This is a genomic window from Empedobacter sp. R750 (genome assembly GCF_030324345.1).
Classification (GTDB): Bacteria; Bacteroidota; Bacteroidia; order Flavobacteriales; family Weeksellaceae; genus Empedobacter; species Empedobacter falsenii_C.
In genome coordinates this window covers 80,534-102,274 of sequence record NZ_JACAGF010000007.1, presented here as the reverse complement: position 1 = coordinate 102,274, position 21,741 = coordinate 80,534, and the positions used below count along the sequence as shown (strand labels likewise).

Here is a 21,741-nt window from a genome sequence, read left to right as displayed (position 1 = left end):
AATTAAAAAATAAAATACGACGAATAAAATATTTGTTGAAATGGAATTGGCAATATTATTTTCAAAAAGTCGAATCATATAAAAATAGAAAACCATTTGATGTATCTGAATCCCAAAATTTAGTGTTGGTTCCTCATGCCGATGACGAATGGATAGGTAATAGTCAGCTGTTATTGAAAAAAAATACAATCGTTTATTATTTTCAATTCTTAGGAAATAATTATAATGAAACAAATAAAACTGTAAGAAGGAATGAATTGATTGAATTAAAGAATAAAATTGGTTTTGAATTGATTGTTTCTAACAGTTATGAAGATTACTCAGATTTAAAAGAATTATTAAATAATAAAAGCATTTCTAATATATTTATTCCCTTTCCGATTGATTGGCATAAAGAACACATAAAAGTAAATACAATATTTCATCATGTTTTATCAGGTTTACAAATTAAACCTAATTTGTTTTTTTATCATATTTCGGTTCCTTTACCTATAGATTTTGAAATAAATTATATGCAAATGGATAAATCTGATTTACATTTTAAAAAAACTATTTTTGCTGATATATATAAATCCCAGTATAATACACCAATAAAACGTCTAAATTATCAGTTAAGATTAAATGCTAAGGGGTTGGAATGCTATGCTACAGAAAACTTTGTGGAATTATCTTTTGAAGAATGGACAGATTTATTAAATTTTGTGAAAGATAATTATGATACTAAAATAAAGGAACTTATTTATTACATTGATGATTTAGGGGAAATTAGAGAAAAATCAAATCAGATTTATAAGGATTGGAAAAATAAAAATTAATGCTAAACTATTTAAAACTTATACGTGTTAACCAATGGGTGAAAAATTTATTCGTTTATTTACCAATATTTTTTTCGGGAAATTTATTGAATATCGATTTGTTTATTGAGTCGTTTTATGGCTTTTTAATCTTTTCGTTTGTAGCAAGTAGTATTTATATTATCAATGATTATGTTGATATAGAGAAAGATAAAAGACATCCCGAAAAGAAAAATAGACCACTCGCAAGTGGTAAAATATCGAAGCAAAATGCTTTAATATTATTTTTCTTTTTAGTCATAATTACAGCAAGTTTGATTTTTTTCTTTGGAAATAAACAGGTCGCAATTCTTGTTGGAATTTACTTTTGTATGAATTTAGCTTACTCATTCAAGTTAAAACACATTGCAATTCTTGATGTGATGATTATTGCGTTTGGATTCTTACTAAGAGTTTTTGTTGGTGGTTATATGACTAGTTTAATTGTGACGGACTGGACAATTTTGTTAGTATTTGATTTGGCTTTGATTTTAGCTTTAGGTAAACGTAGAGGGGAATTAATTAATGCCGAACTAGAAGGTATTACAAGAAAATCGCTAGACGGGTATAATCTCAATTTTCTGAATTCTGCCTTAGCTATAACTTGTACTGTCGCTGTAATTTGTTACATGATGTTTATTCTTTCTCCAGAAACACAATCCAAATTTCATCATTATATTATTTATACCTTTGTCTTTGTTTTTGCAGCCGTTTTGCGCTATTTGCAACAAACGTTTGTATATGCTAAAACAGAATCTCCGACTAAATTGATTTTTAAAGATCATTTTCTACAAATTTTAATTGTAATGTGGGGAATATGTTATATTTTATTGATTTATTTTAACAATGGAAAATAAAAAATTAATCCCAGTTGCCAATTGGGGACTGTATCCATCTATAAAATCCAATGTTGTCTCGCCAACTACAATTTTAGAATTTCAGGAAGCAATTCTTTCAAATGAAGAAGTTATTGCGAGAGGAAATGGTCGTTGTTATGGAGATGCATCATTACAAAATACAATTATTTCAACATCGAAATGGAATAAATTTATCGATTTTGATCGTGAACATGGAATTATAGAAGTTGAATCTGGTGTTTTATTACCAGATATTTTAGAAGTTTCAATTCCGGCAGGATATTTCATTTCAGTCACTCCTGGAACCAAATTTATTACAGTTGGCGGAGCAATTGCATCAGATGTTCATGGAAAAAATCATCACATCGATGGTTGTTTTTCTGATCATTTAATTCATTTCGATTTAATGATCGAAAATGGAGATATTTTACATTGTTCAAGAAATGAAAACACAGATTTATTTTGGGCAACAATAGGAGGAATGGGATTGACAGGAATTGTTATTTCTGCTAAATTTATGTTGAAAAAAATTGAGTCAGCGTATATTCGAAATGAAGCAATTCAGGCAAAGAATTTAGATGAAATTTTCGAACTATTCGAATCTTCTGAATCTTGGACATATAATGTTGCGTGGTTAGATTGTTTACAAAAAGGAACTTCTTTAGGAAAGTCGATTATGTTGCGAGGCGAACATGCGACTTTAGATGAGTTACCTCAAAAATTTAAAAAGAATCCTTTAAAAATTAAGAAGAAATTAAACTTAAATATTCCATTTTTCTTTCCAAATTTTGCGTTGAATCCTTTATCAATTAAGATTTTCAATTGGTTATATTTTAATAAACAAGGTAAAAAGCATTTGAAAAATTATGTGGATTACGAAACATTTTTTTATCCGTTAGATGCTGTTCATAATTGGAATCGTATTTATGGGAAAAATGGATTTATTCAATATCAATTTGTGATTCCAAAGGAGACGGGAAAAGAAGGAATGCGAAAGATTTTGGAAACAATTGCTGCTAGTGGAAATGGTTCTTTTTTAGTCGTATTGAAATTGTTTGGTGATAATAATCCAAAAGCTTATAATTCGTTTCCAATGAAAGGATACACACTGGCTTTAGACTTTAAAGTGAACAATAAATTAGAGAAATTAATTGCAAGTTTAGATAAAATTGTGATGGATTATGGAGGACATATTTACCGAACAAAAGACGCGATGTCCAATCCAGCCTTGACAGATTATTTACAACATATCGATTCTCCAAAATTCGAGTCGATGCAAAACGAACGTATCAATAGATTTAAGCAAAAATGATAGTAATAGGATCAAATTCTGATGTAGCAATAGCTTTTGTAGAAAAGGTTTTGAAAGAAGGTAAACGTTTTCCGATGGTTTATTTATTTACATCAAACATCGAAAAAACAAAGAAGTTAGCACTACATTTTTATGCAAAATATGAGCAAAAATGCGAGATTGTTCATTTCGATTTAACAAAAGAAAACGATTATTCTTTAATTTCTCATATCGATTCTGAATTATTGTTTTGTGCAGCTGGATATTTAGGAAAAAATTCGGAAGAAGGTTTATATGATGATTGGAACACGAAACAAATAGTAGAAGTTAATTACTCAAAATTAATTGTCTTAATTAATCATTTTGCGCAGAAATTCGAAGCAAAAGGTTCGGGAACTATCATTGGATTGTCGTCTGTAGCTGGTGAACGTGGTCGTCAAAGCAATTTTATTTATGGATCTGCAAAAGCTGGTTTCACAGCTTATTTAGCTGGTTTGAGAAATTATTTATTCCATAAAAAAGTTCATGTAATGACAGTTATTCCAGGATTTATGGATACGCAAATGACAGCTGATATTGAAACACCAAAACCATTAACTGCTCAACCAGATCAAGCGGCTAATATTATTTATAAAGCTTATGTCAAAAAGAAAAATATTGTTTATGTAACATTTTTGTGGTGGGGAATTATGATGATAATTCGTAATGTTCCTGAATTTATTTTCAAAAAAATGAAAATGTAATGAATCGCAATTTATACCTTTTTGATTTTGATGGAACGTTAACTTGTAAAGATACCTTATTCGATTTTTTGAAATTCTCTTTTCCTAAAGTTTACTTTATTAATTATCTGATATTTATTCCATTATTTATCGTTTCGAAATTAAAGATAATTGATGCTGGTTTTGTAAAAGAAATGTTTATTTCTAAATTTTTGAAAGGAAAATCTTATGTTGAAATTAATCAATTAGCTCAAAATTATTTCGAAAAAAATCATCAAGAATTAATTTATTCTAAAGCTGATGAATATATTAAATCATTAAGTAATTATAATGACAAATTTATCGTTTCGGCTTCAGTCGATTTTTGGATTCAACCTTTTGCTGATTATTATGAAATGGGACTAATTTGTACCAAAGCAAAATATGATGAACAAGGCTTTTTTACAGGGAAATTTGCTTCACCAAATTGTAATTATCAGGAAAAAAAGAATAGAATCGAGAAAGAAATTGATTTGTCTTTATATGACCAAATCATAGCTTTTGGTGACACAAAAGGTGATGAAGCAATGTTTTCGATCGCTACAAAATCTAATTTTAGATGTTTTAATTAATAAAACTATATTTGCACGACCAAACTATAACTATGAAAGATTCTTTGAATAAAAGTAAAATTCTGATTGCTTCAATTTTGATTTTACTTCTAAAATCTATCTTTTTCTTTACTCACCATATACAAGAAGATGCTTTAATTTCGTGGCGTGTTGCTCGAAATATTATCGAGTATGGTGTCTACGGCTATAACGGAGCCGAAAAAATATCAGCATCTACAACACATTTATATGTTTTTGTTGGAGTCATTTTTCAATCTATTTTTGGCGAAGGAAATTTCATTTATCCGCTTCTTATTTTTAATACAATTTTACTGACAATTGGTATATATTGGCTTGGAAAACTATTTTTCAATTCAACAAATAAGATTATTTTATTCATTTTATTTGTTAGTTTTTTACCACCTGCTATAAAAATGTCAATTTTAGGAATGGAATTCGGAATGCTTTTCTTTTTCTATATGGCATTAATCAAATATGGTTTTGTAGAAAGAAAAAATTGGGCATTTATATTGATGCCGATCCTAATTCTTTGGACTAGAATTGACACCTGTATTTTCTTAGGATTGTTATTTATTTATGATGTAATTCAACAACGTAAATGGAATAACGCATTGATGATTGGTGGTATTTTAGCCGTTTTGTCTACAGTAGCTTTCAACTGGTTTTACTTCGGAGAAATTGTGAATAACACGATCACTTCTAAAAAGAATAATTACGTAAATCCTACATTATTAGAACGCTGGACTGAATTCAAATTCTTTGGGCCGAATTATTTTGGAATGATAAAATTTCCAACATCTATCTTTAACTTTTCAACGATTTTATTATTTATAATTTCGTTGGTTTGTTTGGTTGTATTAAACAAAAAATGGAATGTTGATAAACGAAAAGTAGTTTCGTTTTTATTCTTGTTTGGAGTTGTAAAAACCATCATTTTTGGTGCGGCTAACTCATGGTTCGATTGGTATTATTGGATTCCTCAAATCTGTTTGTTTTTGCCTATTATATTAATCGTTTTAGATTCGGAAAAGTACAAATCATTATCAATTGCTTATTTTATCGTCTTTTTTATTCCATTTACAGCTTATCAAGCTGTTCATTCTATTGCAACAGGACATGGAGAATGGAATCATGCACGTAAAATAGGTTTGTATTTAGATTCAATTGAGCCTAATAAAGACAATTATATATTCCTAGAACCAGCAGGTTATATTCCTTATTTTTCTAAGTTAAAAGTAATTGATTACGTTGGTTTAGTTGATAAAAGATTAACCGAAGAAAATATCGTGAAAAATGGAAAAGAAGTAGGTTTTTCTAATCTTATCAATAAAGCAAAACCGAAATATATTTTAGAAGATTTCAAGCCAATGTTCAAAGGAGAATTGGCCGATAAATCCATTTATAATGATTACGAATTGATCAAAGAATTTAAGGTTGCAGATGTAGCAAAATCTGACAATGCTATTTTAGACAAAATATACAAATTCAAGCCTTCTGGTAGAGATTTCTATTTATATAAACGAAAATCGACTGCGAAATAATGTCAGCTAATAAGAAAATATTAATACGTATTGGCTCACTTCGTCATGGAGGTGCTGAAAAAGTATTGGTCACTTTTCTCAAAAATCTTCCAGCAGAAAAATACGAAATAGATTTATTGTTAAACCTTTATTCAGGTAAATATCTCAAAGATGTTCCGTCTTGGATTAATATCTATTATTTGAATAAAGGTGAAATGATTACGACAAATCGTCCGCAGGATATTCCGCAAAAAGCTTTTCGAGTGATTTATCAGAAGATTTTGTCAAAGTTTCCGAAGTTGCTTTATAAATTTATTTTACCAAACAAAAAATACGATATAGAGTTTGCGGCAATTCATGGAATAGCAGATGATATTTTGAATTCTCCGATTAAATCTTCTAAAAAGATAGTTTGGATTCACAATGATTTGTCGAATATTCCTGAATATACAACAGAACGATTGAAAAATTTTTTCAAATTTGATCAAATTCTAGTGATTTCAGAAAAGATTAATCAATTATTTTTAGGTTTAGCAAATTCAGATGAACAAAAACAAAAAGTGGTTCGTATTTATAATCCTATTGATGTCAATGAAATTATAAAGTCAGCTTTAGAACCTTGTGAGATTCAGAAAAAAAATGATCAACCGACATTTGTTTCAATCGGAACAGTTTTTCCACAAAAAGGATTTGATCGTCTATTGAGAGCGCATCGCAGATTGCTAGACGAAGGTTTTCAACATCAAGTTTGGATTGTTGGTGACGGTTACGATTTTCCGAATATCAAAAAATTGGTTGAAGAATTAAGAGTTGAAGAAACTGCACATTTGATTGGTTTCAAAGAAAATCCTTATCCCTATTTTGTTCAGGCAGATTATTATATTTTATCCTCTCGTTACGAAGGTTACCCAACAGTTTTGTTTGAAGCGATGGTTTTAGCAAAACCAATTATAGCAACAGATGTTTCGGGAGTTAGAGAAATGTTGAATGATGGCGAATTAGGGTATATTATCCATAATGAAGAGGAAGCAATTTATGATGGAATGAAATATTTTATTCAAAATCCTGAAATTGCCCATAAATATCAACAAATCATTGAAGGAAAAACATTACCTTTTGAGTTGGGGAATGCAGTAAATTCAATTGAAAAATATTTAAACTAAATTATGAAAACAATTATTCAGAAAGATTTTTATCGAAACTTTGGATATTGGACAAATTCTCCTTTATTGAAAGGTTTTATGAGTCCAGGTTTTCGTTTTATTTATTGTTTAAGAAAAGCTCAACAATATTCTGCTAAACATCCTTTAGGTTTAGTTTATCGTTTGTTGTTGCGTCGTTATTCGATTAAATATGGTTATCAAATTTCTGCAAGAACAGAAATTGGATCAGGGTTAAATTTAGGGCATTGGGGAACCGTTGTCGTTAATCCAAAATGTAAAATAGGGAAAAATTGTAATATTGCGCATGGTGTTACGTTAGGTCAGACAAATAGAGGGAAATCGAAAGGGTTTCCAATTTTGAAAGACGATGTTTGGGTTGGTACAAATGCCGTAATTGTTGGTGGAATTACAATTGGAAATAACGTGTTGATTGCGCCAAACAGTTATGTAACGCAAGATGTGCCAGACAATTCGATTGTGACAGGAAATCCAATGCAAATTATTTCGAACGAAAAAGCTACGGAAGGTTATATTAATAATAGAATTGAATAAATTTTTTTTTGAAAACAATACTTTTCATATTACCAGACCTTAATCAAGGTGGTGCGGAGCGAGTAATTACAACGCTTTGCAATGAATTGGATCGAACGAAATTCTGTCCAAAATTGGTGTTGTTTAAAAAAGAAGGTTATTATTTAAATCATTTGAAAGATGATGTTGAAATTATTGAATTAAACGTTTCTCGAATTCGTTATTCGATTTTCAAAATTATTCCGTTGATTAAAAAGTTAAAACCAGAAATTGTTTTTACAGGTTGGGGGGAAATTTCAGCTTTTTTATCACTAATCATTTCTTTGTTTCCTAGAACGAAGTTTATTACAAGAGAAACAAATGTAGTTTCTGAACATGTAAAACGTAAAGAAATTTTATTCTTTTATCGATTTTATAATAATTTTCATCAAATTATTGCGCAAAGTGACGATATGAAAAATGATTTGATTGAGAATTTTAGAATTTCGGAATATAAAATTATAAAAATTAATAATCCAGTTGATTTTGATTTAATTAATCGATTAAAAATAGAAAGTATTACTATCGATTTTGACACGAGCTATAAAAATATTGTGGCAATAGGAAATCTTTCACCACGAAAAGGTTTTGATCTTTTATTAAATGTGATGAATGAATTGAAAGGAGAAAATATACATTTAACGATTCTTGGAGATGGAGCTTTTAAAGATAAACTAGCTCAACAAAAAGATGAATTGAGTTTGAATAATGTAACGTTTAAAGGAAAAGTTTCAAATCCATTTGTTTACCTAAAAAATGCAGATTTGTTTGTACTTTCTTCTCGTTACGAAGGTTTTCCGAATGTTTTGCTGGAAGCTGGAGCTTGTGGAACTTATAGTTTGGCAAATAATTGTCCAGGAGGAATCAATGAAATTGTGCAAGAAGGTATTAATGCTGAAGTTTTTCCAATTTCAGATTCAAAAGGTTTTGCAGAAAAAATTAAAGAAGTTTTGCAAGAGAATCATTCAGAAGAACAAATTATTGAAAGTATTCATTCTCGATTTAGTAAAGAAAAAATAATTCAACAATACGAATCAATTTTTGATAAAATATAATGTCAATTCAGCCTAAAATATCCGTCATTGTACCAGTTTATAACACCGGAAAATATCTTTCGAAATGTTTAAATTCGATATTGAATCAAACGTTGAAAGAAATTGAAGTGATTGTTGTAAATGATGGTTCTAAGGATGATTCTCAAGAAATTATTGATGAATTTGTTTCTAAGGATTCGCGCTTAGTTTCTATTCAGAAAGAAAATGGAGGATTAAGTGATGCGAGAAATGCTGGTATTGATAAAGCGAAAGGAGAATTCATTGCTTTTGTTGATTCTGATGATTACATTGATTTAGCGATGTTGGAGAAAATGTATGAATTGGCGGAAAGAGATGAATCTGAAATTGTTTTGTGTGATTTGGTAAAAGTTAATGAAAATGGTAAAGAATTTCGTGATTTACCGCAATCGCCTCAATTGCCAGAAAAAATAATTTTAGTAGAAGATTTTACCATTTTTGGTGAAATGAGTTGCTTTGCATGTAATAAAATCTTTAAAAAAGCGTTGTTCGAGAATCATCGATTTAGAAATGGAATTCATTTTGAGGATATAGAATTGATTCCGAAATTGGTTTTAGATTCGAGTATTATCTCTAAAATAAATGAACCTTTTTATAAGTATTTCGAACGACAAGATTCTATTACAAAAACACATACGGAGAAAGGTTTGGATATGTTTGTTGCTGTAAATGAGGTGACAAATTATTTTTATCAGAGTAAATACAATACATTTGCAACTGAGTTAAAGCGTTTTCAAATTATACAAGGTTATTATTCGTATTTAGCTTATTTGGCTTATGTGAAAGATAAAAATTTGAAGCGTAAAATGTTAAATGTTTTGAATGATTTTTTAAAGGCAAATAACTTAACAAAAAAAGAACTTAAAAATTATAAACGTTTTGACAAAAACTATTTAAATTCATTACCATTGAAAAAACGATTTTTTTACTATATAGCCTTAATTAATCCTCAACTATTACTTAAATTCTAATCTGTAGTGAGTTTTATTTATTTATTCATATTTGCATTTCTACTTGTTGCATCTTTTTTAGAGTTTTCTAATAAAAAGGTTAGTAAACAATTATATATATTAATTGTTGTCATAATGACTCTAACTGCAGGATTAGGTTACGCTTTGAGTCCTGATTGGGTGGCTTATTTTAATACATTTAACTTATTAGCAAGTACTAGTTGGTCAGAATTTGATCGATTTGCTGAAATGGCGAGTATGGAAAAAGGTTATTTAGGATTAAACAAAATTCTAGTTGATTATGGTTTTGATTTTGGAATGCTTACATTAACTGTTGCAACTACATCCTTGATTTTAAAATCTTCGACATTTTATAAGTATGGAGGATTTCCTTTTTTAGTGCTATTTATATACGCAATGCCAAACTTTATGTTCGAAGAGCATGTGCATATTAGACAAGGTTTGGCAAATGCTATAGCCATATATTCAATTCGCTATGTAATTGATCGAAATTTAATTAAATTTTTAATTTGTATTGCAATTGGATTCCAATTTCATGAATCAATTATTGTATTTATATTAGCATATTGGATAGCACCGATGAAGTTTGATGAAAAATTAATTGGATGGCTAGTTGTTTTTTCTATCATAGGCTTCTATACAGGATTAAATTCTATAATAGAAGTTATTATGCAATTTATGCCTATCGGGCAAGATAAGTTTGAAGATTATCAAAGCCAATTATATGATCAAGGTGATGGAGTTGCAGTCGGTGATTTTGTAAAAATTATATCAATTCTTTCAATTATTATTTACAACAAATATGCTGTAGAAGATAAATTGTATTGTTATTTCAGAAATTTATTTGTTTTTGGAGTTTTACTTTATTTCTTTTTAGGTAAGGGAATTTTTGGAATTAGATTACCTGGTTATTATTTAGTTTTTTTAGGATTGACAGTAGGTAGATTGGTGTATTCCTTTAATGGAGACAAGTTTAAGCGAAATTTTATTTATGTAAGTTTCGTTTCCTATACAATTTTATTGATTTTTTGGTTTCAAGTTAAACAAGCTCATAAATCTAATTTTGCTAATTATAAAACAATTTTTAATAAAGAAGCTATTTACGGATTATGGAAATGGAATTAATATCTATAATAACACCTTGCTATAATTCTGAAAAATATATAGCTGAAACATATGATTCTATAAAAAATCAAAGTTATAATAATTGGGAATGGATTATTGTAGATGATTGTTCAACAGATAAATCAGTTGAAATAATTCAATCATTTAATGATAATCGAATAAAATTAATTTTACAATCAGAAAATAATGGAGCTGCTCATGCTAGAAATTTAGCATTGAATAAAGCAAAAGGTAGATTTATTACATTTCTCGATAGTGATGATTTATGGTTGCCAAATTTTTTAGAGATTACGATTAATTATTTGTTAGAGAATAATGAAGAGTTAGTTTATTCAAGTTATAAGCGTGTTGATGAAAATTTAGAACCATTGTTAGCAGATTTTATTGCAGTAGATAAAGTAGATAAAAATCGTATTTTATATAATTGTCCTATTCCGATGTTAACATCTGTATATGATTCAAAACGAATTGGAAAAATACCAGTTCCAGATGTAGAACTTCGTGAAGATCATGCCATGTGGATAGATTTGTTAGGTAGAATAAAATATGCAAGAGCAATCAATGAATCTTTAGCTATTTACAGAATTCGAAATAACTCTGTTTCTCGAAATAAATTACGAATTGCTAAAAAACAATATGATGTCTATAGATATTATTTAAAAATGAATATTTTCAAATCATCATATTATACATTTTTTTGGGCTATGAATGGATTAAAAAAATATGGAAAATTTTAAATTATTAGAATATTTATATACGCTAAACATTTCTCCTTTATATATTAACATAATGGGAGCCTATTTTTTTGCATTAATCATTACATTGATCTCAATTCCGAAAATTATACGTATCTCCTACAAAAAACAATTGATGGATGTACCAGGAGAAAGAAGTTCTCATGTTAATAAAGTGCCAACCTTGGGAGGAGTGGCTTTATTTTTTGGAATAGTAGTTTCAACATCGATATTTGCTACAGAATTAGGTGTTAACTATTCTTTCTTTTTATCCGCAATTACAATATTATTTTTTATTGGATTAATGGATGATTTATTAGTTGTAGCTCCAGATAAAAAATTATATGGTCAGATAATAAGTACCATTTTAATTATTTTTGGTTCTGGTATAATGATTAAGTCATTTTCAGGATTATTTGGTATCTACGAGATTCCTTATTTTGTTGGAGTTATATTAACCATTTTTGTATTTATAGTACTAATAAATGCATTCAATTTAATTGACGGAATTGATGGTTTAGCTTCAGGAATTGGTATAGTAATTAGTTTGTGTTTTGTTTATATATTCTACAGAATATTTGATTACGGAATAGGAATATTAGCTGTTAGTACATTAGCTGTTTTACTAGGTTTTGGAAGGTATAATTTGTCCAAAAAGTTTAAAATATTCATGGGAGATACTGGTTCAATGGTTATAGGATTTATTTTAACTTTTATGGCAATTCGCTTTTTATACATTAGTGAAACCTCTAGTTTAGGTTTAAAAACAGGACCTGTTTTATTACTTTTTATTTTTGTTATTCCAATCGTAGACACTTTATCGGTTTTTACAATCCGAATTCTTAGAAAAAGAAGTCCTTTTTCGGCAGACAAAAACCATCTTCATCACCAGTTTTTAAAATTAGGGTTAACTCATATTCAAACTTCAATAATATTAGTACTTATTAACATTTTTTTTATATTCATTGGGTATTATTTTAGAAATATTGAAATTAATAAACTATTTTTGATCTTTATTGTTTTATCAATTAGTTTTGTTGTCTCTCTACGATATGCTGTAGTATTAAAAAAGAATAAAAAAATATCATTATAAAAATGCTTAACTTAAAATCAACTTTAACCAAAACCTTTATTTTGTTGATAATCATGAATTTGTTTTCATGTATATCTTTAAAAGATGTTCAACTAATTCAGCCAGATCCTAATTTAAAATTAGATGCAAATGGTAAGATTTCTTTTGAAAAACCTGAATATCATATTCAAAAAAATGATCAAATTTTAATTAATATTTCTTCTGCTGCAGGAGCTTCTATGGGAATTCTTAGTGATTTTATTACTTCAGGTAATAGTACTCAAGGAGGAAATGGTGTGTATGTAAGACAAGACGGAGCAATTGAGTTACCTCGTATTGGAAAAATAAAATTAGAAGGTCTTACTATTGAACAAGCTCGTAAGAAAATCCAAGAAGAATTCTATAAAATCTACGATGAAAAAGGAACTTTCATAGATGTTAATTTAGCAGGAATAGAATATACTATCGTAGGTGAAGCAGGTCAAGGTGTATTTAGAGCACCTAAAAAAAATGTGACGTTGTTAGATGCTTTTGCCCAATCTGGAACGAATAATATCTATGCTGATTTGAAAAATGTTCGAATTATTAGAACAGATTTAGATGGAACAAAGCAGGTTTATGTCGATTTAACAAAAGAATCTATTATGAATTCTGAGTATTATTGGATTCAGAATAATGATATTATTGTTGTTAATCCTCGTAAAGAAAAAGTATGGGGTGTAGGACTAAATCCTCTTACTGTTGTTACTACTATAATGGGAGCAATTGCAACAATTTTAGGAGTTTATTTATTCTTTGATAAAATATAATAATGGCAGATACAACAATTAATCAAAAAGTTAAGAAAAAACAATCTGACTTTATTGATGTAGAAAGGCTTATCCCAAGATTATTGAATGCTTGGCCATTATATATAATTTCGATGCTAATCGCGTTGGCGGTAGCATATTATCTTAATAATTGGAGGCTGAACAAAATTTATACAGCAAATACAACATTTAAAATTAAAGATAATAGTTCTGCTAATAATTCATTAGCCTCTAACTCTATTAATTTTATTTGGGGAGGAAATGCAAATAAAATTGATGGTTTATCGTATACATTAACTTCTCGTATTCATAATGAGAAAGTTGTAAAAAGAGCAGAATCTTATATTTTCTATACGGAAGAAGGACGTTTAAAAAAATCTAATATATATAAATTAGATGCTCCTTTTCATGTTCATATTGATACATTACATCAACAAGTTGCATATGTTGATGTAAAAGTAAAACCTAAAGATCATAACTCTTTTTATTTTGAAGTCGAGAACAAAAATGGTTCTTTATATCAGTTTACTAAAGATAGTATTATAAAGTCTGACGAGTTGAATTTACCTAAAATTGGTTATTATAATCAATGGATGGTAGGTAAAAATTATAAAATCATGTTGACTCGTTCAAATGTACCATTTTCTGAGAGCTCAATATCATTTAAATTAGTCACAATCAAAGATGCAACTGGAAGAGCTGTACAGAATTTTAATGTCACAAATCCATCTAAAATTTCAAGTATAATAGCTGTTTCAAAAAATGCTGAAAGTTTGAATGAAGCAGTTGATATTTTAAACAATTCAATTCAAGTTTTAATAGAAAATGAATTAGCAGAAAGAAATTTATCAGCCTACCAAACACGTAAATATTTACAAGAACGAATTGCAGCTATAAAGCTTAAGCTAGATAGCGCAACAAACAATTTGCAAGAGTTACAGAAGAAAACAGGAGTTTATAATTTCGATACAAAAAAAGGTGAGCTTTTAGGGAAGCTTACTGAATTAGATAAAGAACGCGTAACTGTAGAAGAGAAAATCAATGCATTACATCGTTTAATGCCTAAAAAATCGAGTAGTGTTGATAATTTAATTGCGCTTAATATTGCCGGTCTTGATGTGTCTTATTACATGACGAATGTTGATCAATTAGATAATCTTGAAAATCAGCGCGAGCAAATGCTTAAGGTTTATAAATCTAACACTGATGAGATTAGAGAAATTGATCGTCAATTAGCTAAAACTAGAAATAACATTTCGAATGTAGTTAATGCGCATTTACAAAAGCTGAATACTGATCTGTCAATGATTAATGCTAAGTTAGCGGAATCTGAATTCAAAGCGAAAGATTTACCTTACGAAGAAATTGAATTTGTGGAAGCGAATCGTGGATTTGAATTAAACAGTACATTGTATTCAACGTTGATTAATCAATTAAATACAACAGATTTATCTTTAGCATCTATTGTATCTGATATCACAATTATTGATCCAGCTAAAAATCAAGGACAAGGTTCTATTTATCCAAATCCGCAGCGTAATTATTTAATAGCTTTGGGAATTGGTTTATTGATTCCTTTGATTTATGTTGTGATTAAAGAATTATTAGACTTCAAAGTTCGTGTTTTAAAAGATATTACAAGTCGTACACATATTCCAATTATTGGTTTAGTTGGTCCTTTGGGAGATAATTCACCTTTAGTTGTAATCAACAATCCAAAATCAGGAATTTCTGAATCGTTTAGATCAATTCGTTCTAATCTGAAATATTTATACAAGAATCCAGGACTTGAAGATCATAACAAAACGATTTTAGTGACATCATTTATTGGAGGTGAAGGTAAAACTTTCAATGCGATGAATATTGCGAGTTCACTTGGTTCTATGGATAAGAAAACGGTTCTGATTGGATTAGATTTACGTAAACCAAAAATCTTTGATGATTTTAACATTAATAATAAAACAGGAGTTACAGACTATGTTGCGGGTGATTTAGAGTTAAATCAAATTACACAACGTACAATTTTACCAAATTTAGATATTATTACAGCAGGTCCAATCCCTCCAAATCCTTCAGAATTGATTTTGAGTAATCGAATGGATCAATTGTTTGCTGAATTGAAAGAGAAATACGAATTTGTAATTATAGATTCACCACCGATAGGATTAGTAACAGATTCGTACGATTTGATGCGTTATGCAGATTGTACACTATATGTAACACGTTACAATTACTCGGAGAAAAACTTTATCAATGCAATTTCGAATAAATACGATGAAGGTGAAGTTTCGAATGTCGGAATTGTATTCAACGATTTCCAAATTAAAACTGGCTACGGTTACGGATATGGTTACGGATATGGTTACGGCTACGGTTACGGTTATGGATACGGTTACGGCTATTTTGCTGGAGATGAGAATTTTGATAATTCATCATTCGGAAAAATAAAACGTTTAGCTTCTCGAATTAAAGGTAAATTCTTTTAATTGAAATGATCTTAAAGAACATATTTGATTATATACTTGCATTAATCCTACTAATTTTTTTAGTGGGATTAATTGTTTTGTTAATTATCATAAGTTCTATAGATACCAATCAATTTGGCGTTTTTACACAAAAAAGAGTTGGGAAAGACGGAAGATTTTTCAATATTTATAAAATCAGAACGATGAAAGGGGTTTCTAAATCGACAATAACAACGGATCAACATCAAATTACCAAAATTGGAAAGATTCTTCGAGATTATAAATTGGATGAATTACCTCAATTGTTCAATATTTTAAAAGGAGAAATGAGTTTTGTTGGACCTCGTCCTGATGTCGCTGGTTATGCGGATAAATTGATTGGAGAGGATAGATTGATGTTGAAAGTTAAACCTGGAATTACTGGTCCTGCTCAATTGAAATATCGTAAAGAAGAAGAAATTTTATCCAATGTAAATGATCCAATCAAATATAATGATGAAATTCTTTGGCCAGATAAAGTTAAGATCAATGTAGAATATGTAAAGAATTGGAGTTTTCGACAAGATTTGATTTACATGTTTCAAACAATATTCAAAAAATAGAAGAGAATCCTAAAATTGGATTCTCTTCTATTTTTAAAAATATTTTTGTTTTTCTAAACTTGAATAACACCTAAATTAAATTGTTTTTCAATCGGAGCATGATTTGCAGCTTCAATTCCCATCGAAATCCATTTACGCGTATCCAAAGGATCAATAATTCCATCTGTCCACAAACGTGCCGCAGCATAATAAGGACTTGTTTCATCATTGTATTTTGCTGTAATTTCGTTCAAAAGTTCTTGCTTTTTCACTTCATCAACTTCTACACCTTGTGCTTTCAAAGTGGCTTCTTTTATTTGTAACAAAACTTTCGCAGCCTGTTCACCTCCCATAACTGCCAATTGAGCCGAAGGCCAAGCTGTAATTAATCTAGGATCATATGCTTTTCCACACATAGCATAGTTTCCTGCGCCATAAGAATTTCCAACTATAATCGTGAATTTTGGAACAACAGAATTCGAAACTGCATTTACCATTTTCGCACCATCTTTGATAATACCACCATGTTCAGATTTAGATCCAACCATAAAACCAGTTACATCTTGTAAGAAAACTAACGGAATTTTCTTTTGGTTACAATTCGCAATAAAACGAGTTGCTTTATCTGCAGAATCTGAATAAATCACGCCACCAAACTGCATTCCATCTTTTTTAGACTTCACAATTTTACGTTGATTAGCTACAATTCCAACCGCCCAACCATCAATTCGCGCATACGTACAGATGATTGATTTCCCATAATCAGGCTTATATTCGTCCAATTCCGAGTTATCAACAATTCTGTTAATAATCTCATACATATCGTACTGCTCAGCACGAGATTCAGGTAAAATACCATAGATTTCTTGCTCATCTAAAGCAGGTTTAGCTGCTTCAATTCGATTAAATCCAGCTTTTTCATAATCACCAATTTTACCAACGATAGATTTTATTCTATCCAACGCATCTTTATCATCTTTTGCTTTATAATCAGTCACACCAGAGATTTCGCAATGTGTTGTTGCTCCACCTAAAGTTTCGTTGTCGATGTCTTCTCCAATAGCAGCTTTTACCAAATAACTTCCAGCTAAGAAAATAGAACCCGTTTTGTCTACAATCATTGCTTCGTCGCTCATAATTGGTAAATATGCTCCACCAGCAACACAACTTCCCATCACAGCAGAAATTTGAGTAATTCCCATTGATGACATGATTGCATTATTGCGGAAAATTCGACCAAACATTTCTTTATCAGGAAAAATCTCATCTTGCATTGGTAAATAAACACCTGCGCTGTCCACTAAATAAATAATTGGTAATTTATTTTCCATCGCAATTTCTTGCGCACGCAAATTCTTTTTACCTGTAATTGGGAACCAAGCACCAGCTTTTACAGTTGCATCATTCGCAACAACAATACATTGTTTGCCAGAAATGTAACCAATTTTTACAACAACACCTCCCGAAGGACATCCGCCGTGTTCTTTGTACATTTCATCGCCTGTTAAAGCACCAATCTCAATGTTCGGTTTTTTTTCGTCTAAAAGATAATCAATACGTTCTCTTGCAGACATTTTTCCTTTGCTATGCAACGCATCAATTCTTTTTTGACCTCCGCCAAGGTAAACTTGTTTCAGTTTTTGGCGTAGTTTAGAAAGTAATAATTTGTTATGATCCTCTCTTTTATTAAAAGTTAAATCCATTGTGGTTTTCTGTTTGTTTACAGCCCTAAACTAATGAATTTTATCGAATTCTTAAAATGAAATTTAGACTTGAGAATCAACGAATACAAAGTTCATGCAATGCGTTTGGATTTGAGGAAAAAATGACAGAAAATCAGTTTCTAGATTCGCATAACTTTTTTCAAATTCGGGAATGATTTGATGTAAATTATTCTCAAATTTTGCTCGACTTCCGATTCCTTTTAATGTTTTTTGAACACCTTCTATGGTCGAATAATTTTCGAACCAATCATATTTTAGCAAATAAAAAATGGTTTCTTGTAGTTTTTTTGGAAGCGAATTGTATTCATCCTTAAATAATTGATAACAATCTGTTTTAAATTTTTCGAAAGGAGTTTCAGAATAATTATTCCAATATTTAATCAAAAAATAATCATAAATCACATCAATAATAATTGGTGAAAATTTGTGTTGTGTTTCGTGAAAATAACTTGAACTTTTCTTCACCGTTTCGTGAGAATCTGTAAATGTATCAATCGAACGATGCAATAAAATGCCTTTCTGAATATCTTCTGGAAAATCTAAATATTGTTTTCCCTTTACAGTTTCACCAAGCAAATTCCCAATTTGAAGCGATTGATTTCCGAAAGATAAATATTGATGTGCGATAAAGTTCATAAGGCTTGTTTAGTTTCATAAAGTTAAGTTTTTTTGTATAAACCTGTGTTATTTTACTGTGAAGAAAAAAGCCATCTAAAAAAGATGGCTTAAGAATTATATTTTTATTCGTTATTTCCAGAAATTTGATTGATTTTTTCTTCTAAAATCGGATAGTATTCAATCATTGAATCTTTTAAATTTCGATCCAAACTTAATGCATTTTGCAACGCTTCATTTCCTAATTGATCTTGCTCTGTAATATAATAAACATTGCTTAATTGATAGAAAAATTCGGCACGATTAAAATTCTTCAAAGCGCCTGTTAATAAGACTGCAATCGCTTCCTCGTATTCGCCAACAGCAATTAAAGTTTCGACGTAAGCAAACCAAGTATTGAAAACCAAAGGTTTTAATTGAACCAATTTCGAAAGGTTTTTTATAGCTTCCTCAAACTTCATTTGTTTCAGAAAATAGTAAGTTGAATCTGTATAATATTCGTAACTATCACCATTCAATTCTATTGCACGCTGAATGTAATATTCGGCTTCTTCAATATTTTCTAATTTGTTGTAAAGCGAAGCTGCTTTTGCCCAAACTTTATCCAATTGTGGATCTTCTTTTATCGCAATATGATAAGCTTTTAATGCTTTTTGTGGTTTCTCTAACTTTTCGTACAATTCACCAATTTTCATATGCGTAACAGCTGGCGAATCATCAAATTCTAATGTTTCTTCTAGTGTTTCTATTGCTTTATTGTATTCTCCTAATTCTTCCAATGAAACTGCTTTGTTAGCATGACCAACAATAGAGTTAGGATTAATCGCGAGCACGTAATCCAACGCATTTATAGCTTCGTCATACATTTTTTTGTGATTGTACAACAGACCAAGTTGCAACCAAGAAACTTCCGAATATGGATTATCGTCAATAAAATCTTTCAGAAATTCGATGCATTCATCAGGATTATGAATTTCCTCGTAACATTGAATGATAGAATAGAAAGTATAATCGTTTTCTGGATTGAATTTCAATGCTTTTCTGAAAGCAATCAACGCAGAATGAACTTCATCTAAATTCAAATATTCATTTCCGATACAATTGCAAATAAAATCAGTTTCTTCGTCGTCTATTTGCAAAGCTTCTTCATAAAAACTTATCGCTTTTCGAGGCATATTTTTCATTCCCCAAAAACGCGCTTGTACCAAAAGATAATCTAACTCGTTTGCAGCTAAATCCTTTAAATCTTTGATGAGTTTTGCAGCTTTTTTTAAATCCTCAATTGTAAGAAAATATTCAATTCTCTTGATTTTGATATCTATATTCTCGGGATGCATTTTTTCTGCAAAATCCAACGCACGTTTCGCATATTCGCTATCATTTACTTCAAGATAGAACTCTATAATTTCGACCAAATCCTCCGAATCGTAATATCTATATTCACGATTGTCAAGCATTTGCTCAAAACCTTCAATTAGCTCGCTATTAAAAAAATCTTCGTCCATAGTATTAGACTAATTTACAAAATAAAATGTGCAAAAATCATAACGAATTGTTAGAGTTTTGCACATTTGTTAAACAATTAAAATAGATTGTTTTAGATAATATTTTTGATGCTTTCGATCATTTTATCAGCTAATTTATTTGCATTTTCTTCTGAAGTACTTTCAGTATAAATACGAATAATTGGCTCTGTGTTTGATTTTCTTAAATGAACCCATTCTGTAGGGAAATCAATTTTAACTCCATCAACAGTATTGATTTCTTCGTTTTTGTAAACTTCTTGAATTTTCACTAACAATTCGTCCACATTGATTTCTGGTGTTAATTCGATTTTCTTTTTCGCCATAAAATATGCTGGAAAAGAAGCTCTAATTTCAGAAACTGATTTATCTTGTTCAGCTAAATATGTCAAGAATAAAGCAATTCCTACTAAAGAATCGCGTCCGTAGTGCAATTCTGGATAAATAATTCCACCGTTTCCTTCTCCACCAATTTTAGCGTCAACGTTTTTCATTTCAACCACAACATTCACTTCTCCAACTGCTGATGGCGAATATTTTTGACCATATTTTTCAGAAATATCGCGTAATGCACGAGAAGATGATAAGTTAGAAACTGTTGCTGAAGGCGTTTTTGATAATACATAATCTGCGACTGCAACTAATGTGTATTCTTCTCCAAACATTTCACCTTTTTCGTCGATAATTGCTAAACGGTCAACATCTGGATCTACCACAATTCCGAAATCAGCTTGTTCGTCGATTACTTTTTTACAGATATCACCTAAATGTTCTTTTAAAGGTTCTGGATTATGTGGAAAATTCCCGTTTGGTTCGCAATACATATCGTAATGAATCACACCTAAACGTTGTAACAACTTAGGAATTGCAATTCCTCCAGTTGAATTTACTGCGTCAATCGCAACTTTGAAATTTTTCTCTTGAATCGCTTTTGCATTCACTAATGGCAAAGCCAAAATTTTCTCGATATGTAAATCAATTGCATCATCAAAAGTTTCATAAGAACCTAAATCATCAACTTCTGCAAATGTATAATCATCTTTATCTGCGAAAGCTAAAATTTGTGCACCATCTGTTGCAGAAACAAATTCTCCTTTTGCATTCAATAATTTCAACGCATTCCATTCTTTTGGATTGTGAGAAGCAGTTAAAATAATTCCTCCATCTGCATGTAAATGTGTCACCATAACTTCTACAGTTGGAGTAGTAGATAAACCTAAATCGACAACATTAATTCCTAATCCTTGTAAAGTTGAACAAACTAATTGAGAAACCATTTGTCCAGAAATACGAGCGTCGCGCCCTACAATTACTTTATATTCTGATTGATTTGATTGATTCTTAAGCCAAGTTCCGTAAGCAGCTGCGAATTTTACAGCGTCTATAGGAGTTAAATTATCTCCCGGTTTTCCTCCGATTGTTCCACGAAAACCTGAAATAGATTTGATTAGAGACATAAATTTTATTTTATAGTGATACAAA

Annotated in this window: 20 protein-coding genes; 16 read left to right on the top strand and 4 right to left on the bottom strand. The window is 29.8% G+C overall.

The genetic code is table 11. The features are described from left to right. The first annotated feature begins 35 nt into the window (after window positions 1–35). Genes HXZ74_RS09035 through HXZ74_RS08960 form a run of 16 tightly spaced genes read left to right on the top strand, consistent with a single transcriptional unit; the run spans window position 36 to window position 16,418 of the window. A complete protein-coding gene (locus HXZ74_RS09035; RefSeq protein ID WP_286474936.1) occupies window positions 36–815 on the top strand; it encodes a hypothetical protein in 780 nt (259 codons plus the stop codon). Next, entirely contained in the window at window positions 815–1,690 is an 876-nt protein-coding gene (locus tag HXZ74_RS09030; protein WP_286474933.1) for a UbiA prenyltransferase family protein, read from the top strand. Before HXZ74_RS09035 ends, HXZ74_RS09030 begins: the two co-directional genes overlap by 1 nt. Continuing rightward, window positions 1,680–3,002, top strand: coding sequence for an FAD-binding oxidoreductase (locus HXZ74_RS09025; protein ID WP_286474931.1), 1,323 nt, complete (start codon window positions 1,680–1,682; stop codon window positions 3,000–3,002). The genes HXZ74_RS09030 and HXZ74_RS09025 overlap by 11 nt, the downstream gene beginning before the upstream one ends. Next, window positions 2,999–3,724: an SDR family NAD(P)-dependent oxidoreductase gene (locus tag HXZ74_RS09020; protein WP_180905875.1), complete on the top strand. Its 726-nt coding sequence runs from the start codon at window positions 2,999–3,001 to the stop codon at window positions 3,722–3,724. Before HXZ74_RS09025 ends, HXZ74_RS09020 begins: the two co-directional genes overlap by 4 nt. Next, window positions 3,724–4,314 carry an HAD-IB family phosphatase gene (locus HXZ74_RS09015; RefSeq protein WP_286474928.1) on the top strand — a complete coding sequence of 197 codons (591 nt, stop codon included), beginning with the start codon at window positions 3,724–3,726 and terminating at the stop codon, window positions 4,312–4,314. The genes HXZ74_RS09020 and HXZ74_RS09015 overlap by 1 nt, the downstream gene beginning before the upstream one ends. A gap of 32 nt (window positions 4,315–4,346) precedes the next feature. After that, a complete protein-coding gene (locus HXZ74_RS09010) occupies window positions 4,347–5,855 on the top strand; it encodes a DUF8728 domain-containing protein (RefSeq protein WP_286474927.1) in 1,509 nt (502 codons plus the stop codon). Beyond that, window positions 5,855–6,997: a glycosyltransferase gene (locus HXZ74_RS09005; protein WP_286474925.1), complete on the top strand. Its 1,143-nt coding sequence runs from the start codon at window positions 5,855–5,857 to the stop codon at window positions 6,995–6,997. Before HXZ74_RS09010 ends, HXZ74_RS09005 begins: the two co-directional genes overlap by 1 nt. Window positions 6,998–7,000: 3 nt before the next feature. Then, entirely contained in the window at window positions 7,001–7,549 is a 549-nt protein-coding gene (locus tag HXZ74_RS09000) for a serine O-acetyltransferase (protein WP_286474923.1), read from the top strand. Window positions 7,550–7,557: 8 nt separating this feature from the next. Then, window positions 7,558–8,622, top strand: coding sequence for a glycosyltransferase (locus HXZ74_RS08995; RefSeq protein ID WP_286474921.1), 1,065 nt, complete (start codon window positions 7,558–7,560; stop codon window positions 8,620–8,622). Continuing rightward, window positions 8,622–9,611 (top strand): glycosyltransferase family 2 protein, encoded by a 990-nt coding sequence (locus tag HXZ74_RS08990; RefSeq protein ID WP_286474919.1) that lies wholly within the window; start codon window positions 8,622–8,624, stop codon window positions 9,609–9,611. The genes HXZ74_RS08995 and HXZ74_RS08990 overlap by 1 nt, the downstream gene beginning before the upstream one ends. A gap of 6 nt (window positions 9,612–9,617) precedes the next feature. Further along, window positions 9,618–10,736 (top strand): EpsG family protein, encoded by a 1,119-nt coding sequence (locus HXZ74_RS08985; protein WP_280062054.1) that lies wholly within the window; start codon window positions 9,618–9,620, stop codon window positions 10,734–10,736. After that, entirely contained in the window at window positions 10,727–11,473 is a 747-nt protein-coding gene (locus HXZ74_RS08980; protein WP_280062053.1) for a glycosyltransferase family 2 protein, read from the top strand. The genes HXZ74_RS08985 and HXZ74_RS08980 overlap by 10 nt, the downstream gene beginning before the upstream one ends. Next, a complete protein-coding gene (locus HXZ74_RS08975) occupies window positions 11,460–12,563 on the top strand; it encodes a glycosyltransferase family 4 protein (protein ID WP_280062052.1) in 1,104 nt (367 codons plus the stop codon). The genes HXZ74_RS08980 and HXZ74_RS08975 overlap by 14 nt, the downstream gene beginning before the upstream one ends. Before the next feature lie 2 nt (window positions 12,564–12,565). Next, window positions 12,566–13,351, top strand: coding sequence for a polysaccharide biosynthesis/export family protein (locus HXZ74_RS08970; RefSeq protein ID WP_286474918.1), 786 nt, complete (start codon window positions 12,566–12,568; stop codon window positions 13,349–13,351). Window positions 13,352–13,353: 2 nt separating this feature from the next. Beyond that, on the top strand, window positions 13,354–15,837 hold the full coding sequence (locus tag HXZ74_RS08965) for a polysaccharide biosynthesis tyrosine autokinase (RefSeq protein WP_286474914.1): 2,484 nt from the start codon (window positions 13,354–13,356) through the stop codon (window positions 15,835–15,837). Window positions 15,838–15,842: 5 nt separating this feature from the next. Next, window positions 15,843–16,418 carry a sugar transferase gene (locus tag HXZ74_RS08960; protein ID WP_280049184.1) on the top strand — a complete coding sequence of 192 codons (576 nt, stop codon included), beginning with the start codon at window positions 15,843–15,845 and terminating at the stop codon, window positions 16,416–16,418. Between the two features lie 53 nt (window positions 16,419–16,471). Here the strand turns inward: HXZ74_RS08960 and HXZ74_RS08955 are convergent, their stop codons facing one another. The 4 genes from HXZ74_RS08955 to glmM all read right to left on the bottom strand — a co-directional run bounded on the left by HXZ74_RS08955 (window position 16,472) and on the right by glmM (window position 21,716). Then, complete coding sequence (locus tag HXZ74_RS08955; RefSeq protein ID WP_219034162.1) at window positions 16,472–18,100, bottom strand: acyl-CoA carboxylase subunit beta; 1,629 nt, start codon at window positions 18,098–18,100, stop codon at window positions 16,472–16,474. Between the two features lie 63 nt (window positions 18,101–18,163). After that, window positions 18,164–18,757 carry an acyl carrier protein phosphodiesterase gene (locus HXZ74_RS08950; protein ID WP_286474912.1) on the bottom strand — a complete coding sequence of 198 codons (594 nt, stop codon included), beginning with the start codon at window positions 18,755–18,757 and terminating at the stop codon, window positions 18,164–18,166. A gap of 104 nt (window positions 18,758–18,861) precedes the next feature. Next, a complete protein-coding gene (locus tag HXZ74_RS08945) occupies window positions 18,862–20,241 on the bottom strand; it encodes a tetratricopeptide repeat protein (protein ID WP_219034160.1) in 1,380 nt (459 codons plus the stop codon). Window positions 20,242–20,333: 92 nt separating this feature from the next. Then, window positions 20,334–21,716: a phosphoglucosamine mutase gene (gene glmM, locus HXZ74_RS08940; protein ID WP_286474907.1), complete on the bottom strand. Its 1,383-nt coding sequence runs from the start codon at window positions 21,714–21,716 to the stop codon at window positions 20,334–20,336. Window positions 21,717–21,741: the final 25 nt, after the last annotated feature.

Excerpts from the sequence above, each read along its gene's own strand:
- HXZ74_RS08980 (WP_280062053.1), top strand. The coding sequence starts at position 10,727 with ATGGAATTAATATCTATAATAACACCTTGCTATAATTCTGAAAAATAT.
- HXZ74_RS08945 (WP_219034160.1), bottom strand. The coding sequence starts at position 20,241 with ATGGACGAAGATTTTTTTAATAGCGAGCTAATTGAAGGTTTTGAGCAA.
- HXZ74_RS08975 (WP_280062052.1), top strand. The coding sequence starts at position 11,460 with ATGGAAAATTTTAAATTATTAGAATATTTATATACGCTAAACATTTCT.
- HXZ74_RS09015 (WP_286474928.1), top strand. The coding sequence starts at position 3,724 with ATGAATCGCAATTTATACCTTTTTGATTTTGATGGAACGTTAACTTGT.
- HXZ74_RS08950 (WP_286474912.1), bottom strand. The coding sequence starts at position 18,757 with ATGAACTTTATCGCACATCAATATTTATCTTTCGGAAATCAATCGCTT.
- HXZ74_RS08970 (WP_286474918.1), top strand. The coding sequence starts at position 12,566 with ATGCTTAACTTAAAATCAACTTTAACCAAAACCTTTATTTTGTTGATA.
- HXZ74_RS08960 (WP_280049184.1), top strand. The coding sequence starts at position 15,843 with ATGATCTTAAAGAACATATTTGATTATATACTTGCATTAATCCTACTA.
- glmM (WP_286474907.1), bottom strand. The coding sequence starts at position 21,716 with ATGTCTCTAATCAAATCTATTTCAGGTTTTCGTGGAACAATCGGAGGA.
- HXZ74_RS09010 (WP_286474927.1), top strand. The coding sequence starts at position 4,347 with ATGAAAGATTCTTTGAATAAAAGTAAAATTCTGATTGCTTCAATTTTG.
- HXZ74_RS09030 (WP_286474933.1), top strand. The coding sequence starts at position 815 with ATGCTAAACTATTTAAAACTTATACGTGTTAACCAATGGGTGAAAAAT.
- HXZ74_RS09025 (WP_286474931.1), top strand. The coding sequence starts at position 1,680 with ATGGAAAATAAAAAATTAATCCCAGTTGCCAATTGGGGACTGTATCCA.
- HXZ74_RS08965 (WP_286474914.1), top strand. The coding sequence starts at position 13,354 with ATGGCAGATACAACAATTAATCAAAAAGTTAAGAAAAAACAATCTGAC.
- HXZ74_RS08990 (WP_286474919.1), top strand. The coding sequence starts at position 8,622 with ATGTCAATTCAGCCTAAAATATCCGTCATTGTACCAGTTTATAACACC.
- HXZ74_RS09005 (WP_286474925.1), top strand. The coding sequence starts at position 5,855 with ATGTCAGCTAATAAGAAAATATTAATACGTATTGGCTCACTTCGTCAT.
- HXZ74_RS08955 (WP_219034162.1), bottom strand. The coding sequence starts at position 18,100 with ATGGATTTAACTTTTAATAAAAGAGAGGATCATAACAAATTATTACTT.
- HXZ74_RS09020 (WP_180905875.1), top strand. The coding sequence starts at position 2,999 with ATGATAGTAATAGGATCAAATTCTGATGTAGCAATAGCTTTTGTAGAA.
- HXZ74_RS09000 (WP_286474923.1), top strand. The coding sequence starts at position 7,001 with ATGAAAACAATTATTCAGAAAGATTTTTATCGAAACTTTGGATATTGG.